The following is a 16,489-nucleotide window of genomic DNA, read 5'->3' as shown; positions in this document are numbered from 1 at the left end:
GAGTATATTACAAGCTCTAGAGATTATCATTCCCACTGCATTATTCGTTGCAGCACCACTTATTTTCACTGCACTAGGTGGAGTTTTTAGTGAAAGATCTGGTGTTGTAAATATTGGGCTTGAAGGCTTAATGATTATTGGTGCATTTGTCGGTATAATATTTAACTTGCAATTTGCAGATATATTAGGAAATGCCACACCATGGTTTTCCATATTAGCCGCGATGATTGCAGCAGGTATTTTTTCTTTGCTTCATGCCGTAGCTTCAATTACATTTAAAGCTGATCAAGTTGTTAGTGGTGTTGCTATTAACTTCTTAGCACTTGGCTTATCATTGTTCTTAGTGAAGAATATTTATGAAAAAGGACAAACCGATCGTATCACAATCAGCTTTAATAAAATGGATGTACCTTTTTTAAGTGATATTCCGATAATTGGTGATATTTTCTTCTCTGGAGGTTACATTACTTCGTATATAGCGATATTCGCTGCATTTATTGTATGGTATGTTATATTCAAGACACCATTTGGTCTTCGTCTACGTTCAGTCGGTGAACACCCAATGGCTGCTGATACTATGGGAATTAACGTTACAAAAATGAGATATATAGGTGTTATTTTAAGTGGAGCTTTTGCTGGAATTGGTGGCGGAGTTTATGCAACAATCATTGCTAGAGACTTTAGTCATGCAACAATAAGCGGACAAGGTTTTATGGCTCTTGCTGCTGTTATATTTGGTAAATGGCATCCACTTGGTGCAATGGGAGCAGCACTGTTCTTTGGCTTAGCACAAGGTTTAAGTATTATTGGTGGCACAATACCATTGCTTAAAGATATTCCAACAGTTTATTTGCTCATTCTACCCTATGTATTAACAATTTTAGCTTTAACAGGATTTATTGGGCGAGCGGATTCTCCTAAAGCTTTAGGAACACCTTATGAAAAAGGTAAAAGATAATAGTAATGAAAAAAAAGCTTCTACAATTTATTTTGTAGAAGCTTTTTCATTTGTTAATTGAATAACGAGCTGAATGGAATCTTATTTTTAGAAAGGGTCCTTATGCAAGGGTACTCATAAGCAGATTTGTTACTAAATTCCAGTATATGTTAGGGAGAAATTACACAAAATGTACTTGGTAACAAATAAATAAGAAGACAAGGAGAAGACAAAATGGAATCAGGAAAGAAGCTTGACTTACTTGCATTATCATCTGTTCCACTTGTTATGACTTTGGGAAATTCTATGCTAATTCCAGTATTACCTCTCATAGCAAAAAAATTAGATATCAGCTCTTTTCAAGTTTCCCTTATTATCACGGTCTACTCTATCGTTGCAATTATTTTAATTCCAATAGCAGGTTATTTATCAGACCGTTTTGGAAGAAAAGTTGTAATGGTTCCTTGTTTAATTATTGCAGGTATTGGAGGAGCAGTATCGGGATGGGCTGCATGGAAGATGGATGATCCCTTTTTTATAATTTTATTAGGACGGATTTTACAAGGGATAGGATCTGCAGGGGCAGCCCCAGTTGTGATGCCCTTAATAGGTGATATGTTTAAAAATGATGATGAAATTAGCGCAGGGCTTGGTTTAACTGAAACGGCAAATACTGCTGGGAAAGTATTAAGTCCAATAATAGGTGCTGCACTAGCCTCTTTTTTATGGTACCTGCCATTTTGGTTTATTCCGTTTTTCAGTGGGATTAGTGTGCTACTCGTTTTTTTATTAGTTAAAATACCTAAGAAAAAGAAACAGGAAAAACAATCTTTCAAAGAGTTTACTCACTGTGTGAAAGATATCTTTAAGAAAAATGGAAGATGGTTATATTCTATTTTTGCAGTAGGCTGTATCATTATGTTTGTTTTATTTGGAGTTCTGTTTTATTTATCAGATATATTAGAAAAACAATACAAAATAGATGGTATTCAAAAAGGTCTTGTACTTGCGATTCCATTATTAGCATTATCAATAAGTTCTTTTATATCAGGCAAAAAAATAGGTCAAAATCAGCAATTAATGAAAACAGTGATGATTGTTGGAATGGGAACTGTTGCTATTTCTTTTATAGCGTTAAGAATTCAACACTCCATTATCTTCCTTATTTCATTTTTAGTCTTTACTGGTATAGGTATCGGGATTACTTTACCAAGTTTAGATGCAATGATAACAGAAGGTATTGAAAAGGAAGAAAGAGGAACAATTACCTCGATATATAGTTCAATGAGATTTATCGGTGTTGCTGCAGGTCCACCTGCATATTCTTATTTTATGACAGCGTCTGAGCATCTCATTTATTATATTTCTGCTGGAAGCAGTTTTATTGCAGTTATGGTGGTCCTCCTCTTTATTAAGCCTAATAAAGGCAAGGAAAATGACCCTAATTCAAAACAGATGCCAAAGCTTGCATAAAGAAGGCTGACTCAAGGGATCCCCTTTGTCAGTCTTCTTTAATTATGTATAAATACTAAATTGCTTAGAAAGACTAAATAAAGATTGAAAATGTGTATTATTTCCTTTATTATCCTCGTATTGTTATAATTACAAGCAAAACTGTCAATAAAAGGAGGTTCAAAATGTCGTACATAAATGAGCAAATTGTAGAAGTTAACGGAATGTCATTACATACTATTTCTACAACAAAATTTAAAACAAATACAATTGTACTAAAGCTATTAGCGCCATTGAATGAAACTGATGTTACTAATAGAGCTTTATTGCCTTATGTTCTTCAGAGAGGTACAAAGTCTTATCCTACGAGTACAAGTCTAAGACAACATTTGGATGAATTATATGGAGCAACACTTCATGTTGATCTAGCAAAAAAAGGTGAGAATCACATTATTTCTTTCAGAATGGAAATTGCAAATGAGAAATTTCTAAAAGACTCAACACCATTACTTGAAAAAGCAGTGAAATTTTTATCAGAGATTTTACTTGAGCCTGTGATTGAAAATGGAGTGTTTAAAGAAGATGTTGTAACACAGGAAAAACGTACTCTTAAACAACGCATTCAGGCAGTTTATGATGATAAAATGAGATACTCAAATTTACGACTTGTTCAAGAAATGTGTAAAGATGAACCTTATGCACTACATGTAAATGGTGAAATTGATCAAGTTGATCAAATTACTGGTGAAACTCTATATGAATATTACAAAAAATCAATAACAACTGACAAAATAGATATGTATGTTGTGGGTGATACAAAGCAAGAAGAAGTAGAAGATTTTGTAAAGAAATATTTTAACTTCACTAATACTTCTCAGCGAACAGCTGAGACAGAAAAGCAAAAGTCTGTAAAGGAAACAGAGGTCCTTGAAGAGCAGGATGTGAAACAAGGAAAGTTAAATATAGGATATCGAACAAATAGCACATATAAAGATGATGATTATTATGCTCTTCAGGTGTTCAATGGCATTTTTGGTGGGTTTTCTCATTCGAAGCTATTCATTAACGTCCGTGAAAAAGCAAGTTTAGCGTATTATGCGGCATCTAGAGTTGAGAGTCATAAAGGGCTATTAATGGTAATGTCAGGCATTGAAGAACAGAATTATGAGCAGGCTGTGACAATTATAAAAGAACAAATGAATGCAATGAAAAACGGTGAGTTTTCAAAAGAAGAATTTGAGCAAACACAGGCTGTAATCCGAAATCAGCTGCTTGAAACAGTTGATACACCATATGGATTAGTTGAAATCGTCTATCATAATGTGATTGCAAACATTCATCGCTCATTTGATGACTATCTAAATGGAATTGATAATGTTTCAAAAGAAGAGGTAATACAGGTAGCTAACAAAATTGAACTGGATACTATTTATTTTCTTAAAGGAATGGGGGGAAATGCATGACAAATCCTATTCGTTTTGATCAATTAGAAGAAACACTTTATCATGAAAAAATGGAGAACGGACTTGATGTCTATGTTTTGCCCAAAAAAGGGTTTAACAAGACGTATGCCACATTTACAACAAAATATGGTTCGATCGATAATAAATTTGTGCCTCTAAATGAAGAGAAATCAATATCAGTTCCAGACGGTATTGCTCATTTTCTTGAACATAAGCTTTTTGAAAAAGAAGATGGTGATGTATTCCAGCAATTTAGTAAACAAGGGGCATCAGCAAACGCATTTACATCATTTACAAGAACAGCTTATTTATTTTCTAGCACAAGTAATGTTGATAAAAACCTGGAAACATTAATTGATTTCGTTCAAACACCTTACTTTTCTGAGAAAACTGTTGAGAAGGAAAAGGGTATCATAGGACAAGAAATAAATATGTACGATGATAATCCAGACTGGCGCTTATATTTTGGGCTCATTCAAAACTTATATCAAAATCATCCAGTTAGAATCGATATAGCTGGAACAGTAGAGTCTATTGCTAAAATAACTAAGGATTCGCTATATGAATGTTACAATACTTTTTATCATCCAAGTAACATGCTTTTATTTATTGTAGGTGCGGTAGAGCCAGAGCAAATTTTGAATCAGGTTCGAGAAAATCAACAGAAAAAGGATTTTACAAATCAAGAAGAAATTAAAAGAGAATTCCCTATTGAAGAAGACGAGGTATATAAGTCAATCGAAAAACTACGAATGAATGTCCAAAGCTCAAAATGTTTAGTAGGATTAAAAGCTAAGAACCCTAAAAGAGTTGGGAAAGAACTATTAAAGTATGAGCTTTCAATGAATATTATTTTAGATATGCTCTTTAGTAAAAGCTCTAATCATTATGAGGAATTATATGGTGAAGGGTTAATAGATGATACATTTAGCTATGATTATACTGAAGAAAAAGGCTTCGGCTTTGCTATGATCGGTGGAGATACTAATAACCCAGATCTTTTGGCAGAAAAAATCAAAAATATCCTTATTACATCAAAAAAGGATGGTGGAGATTTTAGTCAGTTTGATGCTACGAAGAAGAAAAAAATTGGTGCATTTTTAAGGGCTGTTAATTCACCTGAATATATTGCAAATCAATTCACAAGATATGCTTTTAATGATATGAACCTCTTTGATGTTGTTCCTACATTAGAATCTTTAACAAAAGAAGACATAAATCAGGTTTTGAATGAAGCTGTGGAAGAGAAATTATTTTCAGTTTGTCAGGTTATTCCAAAGTAACATGACTAAAATATAGATGATATAATAATGAGGTCTGACAAATAGTCAGACCTTTTTAAATACCAAGTATAATAAGATCTTAAGGAGTTCATTTAAATGGGGAAATTCGCATTAATAACAGGTGCTAGTGGAGGGATTGGAGCTGCCATAGCAGAAAAATTATTGAATGAAGGGTATTCACTATATGTTCATTTCAATAAAAATGAAACAGCAATTAAGGAGTTTATTGAAAAATTCACAGCTAGTGAAAGTAAGATCATTCCAGTTCAAGCAGATCTGTCTACAATATCTGGTGTTAATGAACTAATTCATCAAATTTCAGTTCCAATCGATTTACTTGTATTAAATAGCGGTAATAGTTTCTATGGATTAATAACAGATATGAATGATCATGAAATAGATCAAATGATTCAATTACATATAACAAGTCCTTTTCGCTTAGCGCAAAAATTAATACCCCCAATGATTAGTAAAAAATCAGGGAATATTATTGTTATTTCGTCAATATGGGGAATAACTGGTGCTTCATGTGAAGTATTATATTCAATGGTCAAGGGTGGACAAAATTCGTTTGTAAAGGCTCTGGCAAAAGAAGTAGGTCCAAGTAAAGTGAGAGTAAACGCAATAGCACCAGGTGCAATTTTAACCAAAATGCTTTCAAATTTTAATAAAGATGAATTAGAAGAATTAGCCGAAGGAATTCCTATTGGGCGATTGGGGCATCCTAACGAAGTAGCTGAAGCTGTCGTATTTTTAGCTTCTGAAAAATCCTCATACATAACTGGACAAGTAATATCAGTTGATGGAGGATGGATTTAAAGGTTTCTTTATTTATTTGAATAAAATGCTTTTCCTAAAGGAATAATACACATGTAACAATAAAAAAAGGAGGTACTCCTATGTCTGTTTTAGATAATTGGAATGAGTGGAAAGGTTTTCTTGGTGATCGTTTAGATCATGCACAAAACGAAGGTATGAATGATCAAGTTATTTCTAATTTAGCTTTTGAAATCGGCGATTATTTAGCTAAACAAGTAGAAGCTAAAAATCCTCAAGAAAAAGTACTAGCAGATTTATGGAGTGTAGCGTCAGAGCAAGAACAGCACGCTATTGCTAACATGATGGTTAAGCTTGTTCAAGATAACGGTTCTAACTAAGAGAGGAGATTTCCTCTCTTTTTTCAATGTAGTTCTTTTAAGTTATTTTCCTCATACATCTTTTCACTTCTAAATCTTTCATCTTTTGGAAAAATCATATATGATATAATGAAGATGATTCGAACTTTTATTTATATGGCTTTGTTAATACCAGTAGCAACAAAATCTTCTTGAATTTAACAGAGCCTTCTAATAAGGAGGGTTTATTTTGCCATATGAATGGTATTTAGAATATGAAATACAAAAAAATCGACCTGGTCTTCTAGGTGATGTTGCATCTTTATTAGGAATGTTATCAATAAATATTGTGACGATCAATGGTGTAGATGATTCACGTCGAGGATTATTATTAAAGTGTGAAAGTAATAATCAAGTAAAAAGACTTGAATCAATATTAAATACAATGGACAATATAACTGTTACAAAGCTACGTGTACCTAAGCTTCGAGATCGTTTAGCAGTGCGACATGGAAGATATATACAAAGAGATGCTGATGATAAAAAAACATTTCGGTTTGTAAGAGATGAGCTTGGACTCTTAGTTGATTTTATGGCAGAATTATATAAGCAAGATGGTCATAAGTTAGTGGGGATTCGTGGAATGCCCAGGGTAGGGAAAACTGAATCGATAGTCGCATCAAGTGTAAATGCCAATAAAAAATGGTTATTTGTTTCATCAACACTTCTTAAGCAAACAATTAGAAGTCAGTTGATTGCTGATGAATATAGTGAAGATAATGTATTTATAATAGATGGTATAGTTTCTACTAGACGAGGATCTGAAAAGCATTTACAGTTAGTAAGAGAGATCATGAGACTATCTGCAACAAAGGTCGTAGAGCATCCAGATATTTTTGTGCAAAATACAGAATATACAATTGATGATTTCGATTATATAATAGAAATTCGCAATGATCCTGACGAAGAAATTACGTATAAAGATGTTGAAGAACCACAAATGAGGTTTGATTCTCCAAGTCTTTCAGGCTTTGACTTTTAATTATGGGGTGTTACGGTTGAGTGAATTAGGAAATCGACTGAAACAAGCAAGAGAGGAAAGAAATATTAGTTTAGATGACCTTCAAGCTATAACAAAAATTCAAAAAAGATATTTATTAGGTATTGAAGAGGGTAATTACTCTATGATGCCAGGGAAATTTTATGCAAGAGCATTTATTAAGCAATATGCTGAAGCTGTTAATCTGAATGCAGATGATCTTTTTGAGGAATTCAAGAATGAAGTACCAACTACATATAAAGAGGATGTCCCTGAACAACTTTCACGGGTGAAAACGCAAAGAGAATTACCCAAAACTGCTTCTAAATTTGTTGAGTTGCTTCCTAAATTTGGTTTGATTTTGCTCATTCTAATTATCGCAGTTGGCTTTTGGATTTGGAGACAAACTGCAGCGGTAAATGATCAGGGAAATGAGAATGAAACAAACATAACTGAAGTAAGTGATAGTGAATTCGAGAAAATTGATAATGTTTCATCTGAGGATGAAACAGAAACAGAAACAGCAGATGAAGATCCTGCAGCTGTTGATGAGGAAAGTGCTCCCCCTGAAGAAGAAAAACCTGTACAAACCTTAACGTTTAAAGAAGTTAAAGGTACAAATACAGTATATGAACTTTCAGGAACAGATAAGTTTGAGTTAGAGGTCATCGCAAAAGACCGGACTTGGGTGGGTATTAAAAATGGTAAAGGAAAAACCTTTTTTGGTGAGGAAATTCCAAAAGGAGAAACACAAACAAATGATTTTTCAGCAGAAACTGAAATAACAGTAAGGGTCGGCAACGTTCCTGGAACAGATTTAAAGATTAATGGTGAGCTTTTAAAATATGAGGATACGAAGAAAACTCCTCAGAATATCACAATTATTTATATGAAAGAATAGGGACTGACTCAAAGAATGTCTAAAACCTCTCCTAAGGTATGAAGTTTGTTTCACGAATATCTTAAGGAGAGCTCTGACATTTTTAGAGTCGTCCTGTTTTAATTGGAAGAAAAAATGTACCATTTACACACAACGAATACGGAGGATATGTATTATGAATTTACCGAATAAAATAACGATTTCACGAATTTTCTTAATTCCAGTATTTATGCTAATTATGCTTGCTCCTTTTGAATGGGGAACATTGACATTAGGGTCAGAGTCTATTTTACTAACACATTTTATAGGAGCAATTATCTTTATTATCGCCTCAACAACAGATTGGATTGATGGTTATTATGCAAGAAAGCTAAATATGGTTACAAACCTTGGGAAATTCTTAGATCCTCTAGCAGACAAGCTATTAGTTTCTGCTGCACTTATTATCTTGGTTGATCTTGAACTTGCTCCTGCATGGATGGTCATTCTTATTATTAGTCGTGAGTTTGCAGTTACAGGGCTAAGACTTGTTTTAGCAGGTGAGGGTGAAGTTGTAGCAGCTAATATGTTAGGTAAAATTAAAACTTGGGCGCAAATTATAGCTATTTCAGCTCTTTTATTACATAATATTCCTTTCGAATTTATTAATCTGCCTTTTGCTTCTATTTCTTTATGGGTTGCAACATTTTTTACTGTTTATTCTGGGTGGGATTATTTTATTAAAAATAAACAAGCGTTTATTAACTCAAAATAACGTTTATTCTAAGGAGGGAAACAATGAATATTCGTACTGAAATAATTGCTGTTGGATCTGAGTTATTACTAGGTCAAATCGTTAATAGTAATGCACAATTTTTATCAAAGCAATTAGCGGAGCTTGGTCTAAATGTATACTACCATACAGTAGTTGGTGATAACCCAGGACGTCTTGAACAAGCTATTGAAATTGCTCAAAAAAGGTCTAATGTAATTATATTTACTGGCGGTCTAGGACCTACTAAAGATGATTTAACAAAAGAAACTATTTCAAAAGCAGTTGGTAAAACACTTATTTTTGATCAACATGCATTACAAAGCATTGAGCAATATTTTTCTCAAACAAAACGTGTCATGTCTGAAAACAATAAAAAGCAAGCACTTGTTATAGATGGTTCATACATATTACAAAATGACTATGGTATGGCTCCTGGCATGGCTTTCCAAGTGGATGAAATAACATACATGCTATTACCTGGTCCGCCTAGTGAAATGAGACCTATGTTTAATAAATATGGCATAGAGTACTTTCATGAAAAATTAGGTCTTCAAGATCGATTAACTTCACGGGTTTTACGTTATTTTGGTATAGGAGAATCTCAATTAGAAACTGATATCCAAGATTTAATTGATCAACAAACCAATCCTACAATAGCTCCTTTAGCAGCAGATGGAGAAGTTACTTTAAGACTAACAGCAAAGCATAAGGACGAAAAAGTAGCTAATAAGCTTTTAGATGAAATCGAGAATAAAATAAATGAACGTGTTGGTGTGTTTTTCTATGGCTATGAACAAACAACAATTGTTAATGAGCTGAAAAATCTTCTGATGGAGAAGAAAAAAACAATCGCCGCTGCAGAAAGTTTAACTGGTGGAATGTTTTCAGAGCATATTACAGCACTAGAGGGTGCAGGAATCATTTTCAACGGCAGTGTTGTTGGTTACACGAATGATGTTAAGCATAGTATTTTACAAGTAGATCAACACATTCTTGAAACATATGGTGCAGTGAGTGAACAATGTGCAAATGAAATGGCTAAACAAATACGCAAGCTTACTGGTAGTGATATAGGAATAAGCTTTACTGGTGTTGCAGGACCCGCTACACAGGAAAATAAACCAGTAGGTACTGTCTTTATCGGCATATCACTTAGTGATGATTATACAAAGGTGTATAACTTAAATTTAGCAGGATCAAGAAACGGAATAAGACTAAAGACGGTAAAGTATGGATGTCACTATTTGGTCAAACTATTAAATGAAATAGAATGATATACTAATTGATGATAAAAGATCTGATCAGGTACTTATTCAGATCTTTTTTCTTAGAATTGATATACTAAAATTAAAATTGACTTTTCGCACGTTATTATGCTGAGAAAATAGAATTTTTAGTAAGACAAAATATAATTATGAAGAAAATTTCATAGCTAAAACAATCGAATAAATGTTCGGTTTTTACTTGGCAAATGATTTAAAATGCGTTATATTTATTATAGATTCATTTAGAGGAGGAAATTTTGTGAGCGATCGTCAAGCTGCCTTAGATATGGCGTTAAAACAAATAGAGAAACAATTTGGTAAAGGTTCTATAATGAAGTTAGGTGAACAAACAGATAGAAAGATTTTAACTTCACCAAGTGGTTCACTTGCACTTGATGCTGCATTAGGGGTAGGTGGATATCCACGTGGTAGAATAATAGAAATATATGGTCCTGAGAGCTCTGGTAAAACCACTGTTGCTCTTCATGCAATTGCAGAAGTACAACAACAAGGTGGTCAAGCTGCATTTATTGATGCAGAACACGCTCTTGATCCTGTATATGCTCAAAAGCTCGGTGTTAATATTGATGAACTATTATTATCACAACCTGATACCGGTGAACAAGCACTTGAAATAGCTGAAGCTCTTGTACGTAGTGGAGCAGTAGATATTCTTGTAATTGACTCAGTTGCAGCTCTAGTACCAAAAGCTGAAATTGAAGGTGAGATGGGTGATTCTCATGTTGGTCTTCAAGCACGTTTAATGTCACAGGCTTTACGTAAATTATCAGGATCTATTAATAAATCAAAAACAATTGCTATCTTCATCAACCAAATTCGTGAAAAAATTGGTGTAATGTTCGGAAATCCTGAAACTACTCCTGGTGGCCGTGCGCTTAAATTCTATTCATCTGTACGTTTAGAGGTTCGTAGAGCAGAGACACTAAAGCAAGGAAATGACATTGTTGGTAACAAAACGAAAATTAAAGTTGTGAAAAATAAAGTTGCTCCTCCTTTTAAAGTTGCTGAGGTAGACATTATGTATGGTGAGGGAATCTCTAAAGAAGGTGAAATTGTCGACTTAGGTACAGATATTGATCTTGTGCAAAAAAGTGGTTCTTGGTATTCATATAATGAAGAACGCTTAGGTCAAGGTCGTGAAAATGCCAAGCAATTCCTAAAAGAGAATCCAGCAATTAGACTTGAGATTCAAGAGAAAATCCGTAAGCATTATGGATTAGATGAAGAAGTAATTGCTCCTGAGAATGAAGAATTAAACCTATTAGGAGAGTAAGGTAGTAAAAAAGGGCAGATATGCCCTTTTTTTGTTTAAATTTTAGTATTACATAAATATTTAGTATATAACTAAGTTATTGGGTGAAAATAAGTTACTATTAAAAAAGATATATCTTCAAAAATATATCACTAAAATAGATTGTAAACCACTGCCATAGAAAATCCCGTCATGATTGAAAGCGTGATTCAGCTTACATATAGTCGTAAAATCAATTAGTGAAGATGTAACACCTATACATGATCATTACTCATCTCGATATAATCATAGTGTGTCGAAAATATCTGCTATTAATGCGACGTGATTCGACAAAAAGCAACAATTAATCTCGTTGATTCAATGATTTATTTAGCAAAATCGCTAGAAACACTGAAATCACTACGGTCATAGGCTTGACAATAAAAATTCACAGATTTACAATTAGGATGTATATTTTACAATTTTGTAGAATGATGATTGAAGAATTTTAAAAAGCAAACAAAATGTTGGTACTTGAAATGGTCTTCCTAAAAACTTATAAAGACGCAAAGTTCAACATGATCAGAAAGCTTTGTGCTGTATGTTGACAACTTAAATTGAACAATGTACATGCCGACACTTTAATCTAGAAAAACAAGTTCATAGCAAGAGGAGGTGTAATGATGGACATAGTATCAATAATCATCTCCATTTTGCTTGGCCTAATCGTCGGTGCAGTTGTTGGCTATTTTGTTCGTAAATCTATTGCAGAAGCGAAAATTGCTGGAGCTAATAATGCTGCTGAGCAGATTATAGAAGAAGCAAAACGTGATGCAGAGGCAACGAAAAAGGAAGCGCTTCTTGAAGCTAAAGATGAAATCCATAAGTTGCGAACAGAAGCAGAACAAGAAGTTCGTGAAAGAAGGAATGAACTTCAAAAACAAGAAAATCGCTTATTACAAAAAGAAGAGAATCTCGATCGTAAGAACGAGTCTTTAGATAAACGTGAAGTTATGCTAGAGAAAAAAGAAGATTCTCTTAATGACAGACAACAGCATATTGAAGAGATGGAAAGCAAAGTGGACGAGATTGTGCGTAAACAGCAAACAGAGCTAGAACGCGTATCTAGCCTTACTCGAGATGAAGCTAAGTCAATCATTCTTGAAAAGGTAGAAAATGAACTCACACATGATATCGCTATAATGATTAAAGATAGCGAAAATCGTGCAAAAGAAGAGGCAGATAAAAAGGCGAAAGAAATCCTGTCACTTGCTATTCAACGATGTGCGGCAGATCATGTAGCTGAAACAACAGTTTCAGTTGTTAACCTTCCAAATGACGAAATGAAGGGGCGTATTATTGGACGTGAAGGTCGTAATATACGTACGTTAGAAACATTAACGGGTATTGATCTTATCATTGATGATACACCAGAAGCAGTTATTTTATCAGGCTTTGACCCTATTCGACGTGAAACAGCAAGAATTGCTCTTGATAAGCTTGTTCAAGATGGACGTATTCATCCTGCACGTATTGAAGAGATGGTTGAAAAATCTCGTCGTGAGGTTGACGAATACATCCGAGAAACTGGAGAACAAACAACTTTTGAAGTTGGGGTACATGGGCTGCATCCAGATTTAATTAAAATTCTTGGTCGTTTGAAATTCCGTACAAGCTATGGTCAAAATGTATTAAAGCATTCAACTGAGGTAGCTTATTTATCTGGATTAATGGCTGCAGAACTTGGTGAAGATGTGATGTTAGCTAAACGAGCTGGTTTATTACATGACATCGGTAAAGCAATTGACCATGAAGTTGAAGGAAGTCATGTTGAAATTGGTGTAGAACTTGGTACAAAATACAAAGAGCATCCAGTTGTTATCAACAGTATAGCATCTCATCATGGTGATACAGAGCCAACGTCAATTATAGCAGTGATCGTTGCTGCAGCTGATGCATTGTCTGCTGCTAGACCAGGCGCACGTAGTGAAACACTTGAAAACTACATTCGTCGTCTAGAAAAGCTTGAGGAAATCTCTGAATCTTATGAGGGTGTTGAAAAGTCATTTGCAATTCAGGCTGGTCGTGAAGTTCGTATCATGGTTAAACCTGATAGTATTGATGATTTACAAGCACATCGCTTAGCGAGAGATATACGAAAACGAATTGAAGAAGAATTAGACTATCCTGGTCATATTAAAGTAACGGTGATTCGTGAAACAAGGGCAGTTGAATATGCAAAATAATAAAGTGGTGCAGATATGCACCGCTTTATTTTTTGCGTTTTTTGTGTAACACTAAGTAGGAACATAAATAGGTTTAAAGAAATAATTGAAACTGCAATTTATACATATAGACAGTCTTATAAGAAAAAGAAACTTAAAATTAATATGACAGAGAGGGCTTTTAATTATGAAGTTATTGTTTATTGGAGATATTTTTGGGTCACCAGGTCGTGAAATGATTAAGGAATATTTACCTAAATTAAAAACTAAATATCGTCCACAAGCTGTAATTATCAACGGAGAAAATGCAGCACATGGTCGAGGGATCACTGAGAAAATGTACCAGCAATTTATCGAGAATGGTGCACATGTAGTGACGATGGGGAATCATACTTGGGATAACCGTGAAATCTTCGAGTTTATAGACAAAGCAACGAAAATGATCAGACCAGCAAATTTTCCTGTTGATAACCCAGGTAAAGGGATGGTCTTTATTACTGTTGGAGGGAAGGAGATTGCTGTTATCAATTTACAAGGTCGTGCGTTTCTTCCTCCTTCAGATTGTCCATTCAGAAAAGCTGATGAATTGATTGAAGAAGCTCAGAAGCGAACTTCCATTATCTTTGTGGATTTTCATGCAGAGGCAACTAGTGAGAAACAGGCAATGGGCTGGTATTTGAATGGACGAGTGTCTGCTGTTGTAGGAACACATACACATGTTCAAACCTCTGACAATAGAATATTAGATAAAGGTACAGCTTATATTACGGATGTAGGAATGACAGGTCCTTACGATGGAATATTGGGTGTGGATAAAGATATGATCCTAAAACGTTTTTTAACAAGTTTACCTGTGCGTCACGATGTCGCTGAAGGTCGTAAACAATTAAGTGGAGTTATTATTGATATAGATGATAAAACTGGAAAAGCAAGTAAGATTGAGCGTATCCTAATTAATGATGATCATATGTTTTTTGAATAAGTAAAAAGAGCTCTTCAACAATAAACACATATTTCACGCTTAGCTTTAATTGTAATCAAAATGTCTCCATCTTAGTTAAACAGATCTAGTGCTAAATCCTTTTTAGTGCTTTGCTGTACTGTTGATTTTGTTATAAGCATTTCCTTTCTATTCGCAGATTTCGAATTAATGTACGAACAAGCAGGAATATTTTCCAACTCTAGTGAATATAGTATCATTGGATGATTAACTAATACTGTTTAAAGGTAGGTAAGGGGAGCCTTTAAACAAGATATGCCAATGATTGTTCTAATGAACACTCAAGGATTCATTGAAAACTAAGGGGGAACTAGAAATGGAAATATTAAAGGTTTCAGCAAAATCAAATCCTAACTCTGTAGCTGGTGCATTAGCAGGGGTATTAAGAGAACGTGGTGGAGCAGAAATACAAGCAATTGGTGCTGGTGCATTGAATCAAGCTGTAAAGGCTGTAGCAATTGCTAGAGGATTTGTAGCGCCAAGTGGTGTAGACTTAATTTGTATACCTGCTTTTACAGATATTTTAATAGATGGCGAAGAAAGAACAGCTATTAAGTTAATTGTGGAGCCGCGTTGAAAGCGTTAGATTCTTTATATATGTGATGTTAATAATACAAGGGCTTGACTCAATAGAGTCAAGCCCTGTTTTGTCATGTTCTATAGGTTCTAAACACAGTAGGTTATTAACCTGATTATCGAACAATAAGACTCACTTATTGACCCTCAAAATATCTAAAACAAAATGAGAGTTTTTCACAATATAGAAAGGAGTAATGAGTAATGATAATATTTGATGCTCATTGTGATTTATTATATAAGCTATGGAGAGAACCTGATATAGACGTTTACCAAGATGAGAGACTCCAGGTTTCAATCTCAAAACTAAAAAAAATGAACAATAATATCCAGTGTTTTGCCATCTTTATTCCTGAAGATGCTCCGTTTATTAATAGAATGGACATTGCTTTACAACAAATTACGATCTTTTATGAAAAAATCGTTAAGTTTTATCCAGAAATAAAACTAATAAAAACAAAATCAGATATTGATCAATTAACTAAGCAAGAAATAGGCGCAGTTTTAACCTTAGAAGGATGTGATGCGATAGGAGATCAGTTAAAGAATCTACAAATTTTGTACCAATTGGGAGTTAGATCGGTTGGTTTGACATGGAATTTTGCTAATCTGGTGGCAGATGGAGCACATGAAAAAAGAAATGGTGGTTTAACAAACTTTGGTCGAAATGTTATTGAGTATTTAAATGAAAAACAGCTATGGACAGATGTTTCACATGCTAGTGAAAGAAGCTTTTGGGAAGCACTAGAAATAGCTAAGTACCCGATTGCATCCCATTCAAATGCTTATTCGATTTGTCCGCATGTAAGAAACCTACGAGATGAACAAATTGTTGCTCTATTAAAAAATAAAGGTATGATAGGTGTGACGTTTGTTCCATTTTTTACAACGAGTAAAAGTAATCCAACAATTTCAGATGTTATAAAACATGTGGATTATATTTGTGGATTAGGTGGTGAAAATCAGCTTGGATTTGGATCGGATTTTGATGGGATCGATGTAACAATAGAAGGTTTAGAAAATTATGCATGTTATGCAACATTGCTTAATGAGCTTCAAAAACATTACAACGAAGAACTCGTACATAAGTTTATGTATCGAAATTTCCTTGAACATATCAATTTTTGATATACCCAAAGACTTTTACTCTATTAAAGTGAAACTCTTGTAATTTTTTGTTGAAAAGTCTACAATTGATACGTTTAGTGTAGTCTGAAGAAATTTCAGATGATATAATAATGAAATTCG

The 16,489-nt window shown here is 34.0% G+C and carries 15 protein-coding genes; all 15 read left to right on the top strand.

Annotation, left to right across the window (positions count from 1 at the left end; all coding sequences use genetic code 11):
- Window positions 1-4 precede the first annotated feature (4 nt).
- On the top strand, window positions 5-958 hold the full coding sequence (locus tag JOC75_RS05910; RefSeq protein ID WP_420828014.1) for an ABC transporter permease: 954 nt from the start codon (window positions 5-7) through the stop codon (window positions 956-958).
- A gap of 213 nt (window positions 959-1,171) precedes the next feature.
- Window positions 1,172-2,410: a bacillibactin exporter BcbE gene (locus JOC75_RS05905; protein WP_204953131.1), complete on the top strand. Its 1,239-nt coding sequence runs from the start codon at window positions 1,172-1,174 to the stop codon at window positions 2,408-2,410.
- A 164-nt stretch (window positions 2,411-2,574) separates the two neighbouring features.
- Window positions 2,575-3,852, top strand: a complete 1,278-nt coding sequence (gene yfmF, locus JOC75_RS05900; RefSeq protein ID WP_204953130.1) for an EF-P 5-aminopentanol modification-associated protein YfmF — start codon at window positions 2,575-2,577, stop codon at window positions 3,850-3,852.
- Window positions 3,849-5,135 carry an EF-P 5-aminopentanol modification-associated protein YfmH gene (gene yfmH / locus JOC75_RS05895; RefSeq protein WP_204953129.1) on the top strand — a complete coding sequence of 429 codons (1,287 nt, stop codon included), beginning with the start codon at window positions 3,849-3,851 and terminating at the stop codon, window positions 5,133-5,135. Before yfmF ends, yfmH begins: the two co-directional genes overlap by 4 nt.
- A gap of 96 nt (window positions 5,136-5,231) precedes the next feature.
- Window positions 5,232-5,954: an elongation factor P 5-aminopentanone reductase gene (gene ymfI, locus JOC75_RS05890; protein WP_204953128.1), complete on the top strand. Its 723-nt coding sequence runs from the start codon at window positions 5,232-5,234 to the stop codon at window positions 5,952-5,954.
- An 80-nt stretch (window positions 5,955-6,034) separates the two neighbouring features.
- Window positions 6,035-6,292 carry a DUF3243 domain-containing protein gene (locus JOC75_RS05885; RefSeq protein WP_146946635.1) on the top strand — a complete coding sequence of 86 codons (258 nt, stop codon included), beginning with the start codon at window positions 6,035-6,037 and terminating at the stop codon, window positions 6,290-6,292.
- A gap of 205 nt (window positions 6,293-6,497) precedes the next feature.
- The gene (locus JOC75_RS05880) at window positions 6,498-7,292 is read left to right on the top strand and encodes a DUF3388 domain-containing protein (protein ID WP_204953527.1); all 795 of its coding nucleotides are present in this window, start codon (window positions 6,498-6,500) and stop codon (window positions 7,290-7,292) included.
- Between the two features lie 16 nt (window positions 7,293-7,308).
- On the top strand, window positions 7,309-8,190 hold the full coding sequence (locus JOC75_RS05875; RefSeq protein WP_204953127.1) for a helix-turn-helix domain-containing protein: 882 nt from the start codon (window positions 7,309-7,311) through the stop codon (window positions 8,188-8,190).
- Window positions 8,191-8,341: 151 nt separating this feature from the next.
- Window positions 8,342-8,923, top strand: coding sequence for a CDP-diacylglycerol--glycerol-3-phosphate 3-phosphatidyltransferase (gene pgsA, locus JOC75_RS05870; RefSeq protein WP_146947078.1), 582 nt, complete (start codon window positions 8,342-8,344; stop codon window positions 8,921-8,923).
- A gap of 23 nt (window positions 8,924-8,946) precedes the next feature.
- A complete protein-coding gene (locus JOC75_RS05865) occupies window positions 8,947-10,197 on the top strand; it encodes a competence/damage-inducible protein A (RefSeq protein ID WP_239589295.1) in 1,251 nt (416 codons plus the stop codon).
- A 250-nt stretch (window positions 10,198-10,447) separates the two neighbouring features.
- A complete protein-coding gene (gene recA / locus JOC75_RS05860; protein ID WP_204953126.1) occupies window positions 10,448-11,482 on the top strand; it encodes a recombinase RecA in 1,035 nt (344 codons plus the stop codon).
- A 641-nt stretch (window positions 11,483-12,123) separates the two neighbouring features.
- Entirely contained in the window at window positions 12,124-13,686 is a 1,563-nt protein-coding gene (rny, locus tag JOC75_RS05855) for a ribonuclease Y (protein WP_420828002.1), read from the top strand.
- A gap of 166 nt (window positions 13,687-13,852) precedes the next feature.
- Window positions 13,853-14,647, top strand: coding sequence for a TIGR00282 family metallophosphoesterase (locus JOC75_RS05850; protein WP_204953125.1), 795 nt, complete (start codon window positions 13,853-13,855; stop codon window positions 14,645-14,647).
- 334 nt (window positions 14,648-14,981) lie between these two features.
- Window positions 14,982-15,242 carry a stage V sporulation protein SpoVS gene (gene spoVS / locus JOC75_RS05845; protein WP_010193268.1) on the top strand — a complete coding sequence of 87 codons (261 nt, stop codon included), beginning with the start codon at window positions 14,982-14,984 and terminating at the stop codon, window positions 15,240-15,242.
- A 206-nt stretch (window positions 15,243-15,448) separates the two neighbouring features.
- Window positions 15,449-16,369 (top strand): membrane dipeptidase, encoded by a 921-nt coding sequence (locus JOC75_RS05840; RefSeq protein ID WP_204953525.1) that lies wholly within the window; start codon window positions 15,449-15,451, stop codon window positions 16,367-16,369.
- The last annotated feature ends 120 nt before the right edge of the window (window positions 16,370-16,489 follow it).

Origin of the sequence: Metabacillus crassostreae (assembly GCF_016908395.1) — a bacterium.
In the GTDB taxonomy this organism is placed as follows: domain Bacteria; phylum Bacillota; class Bacilli; order Bacillales; family Bacillaceae; genus Metabacillus; species Metabacillus crassostreae.
The sequence above is the reverse complement of the archived record's forward strand: the minus strand, read 5'-3'. Positions and strand labels throughout refer to the sequence as shown.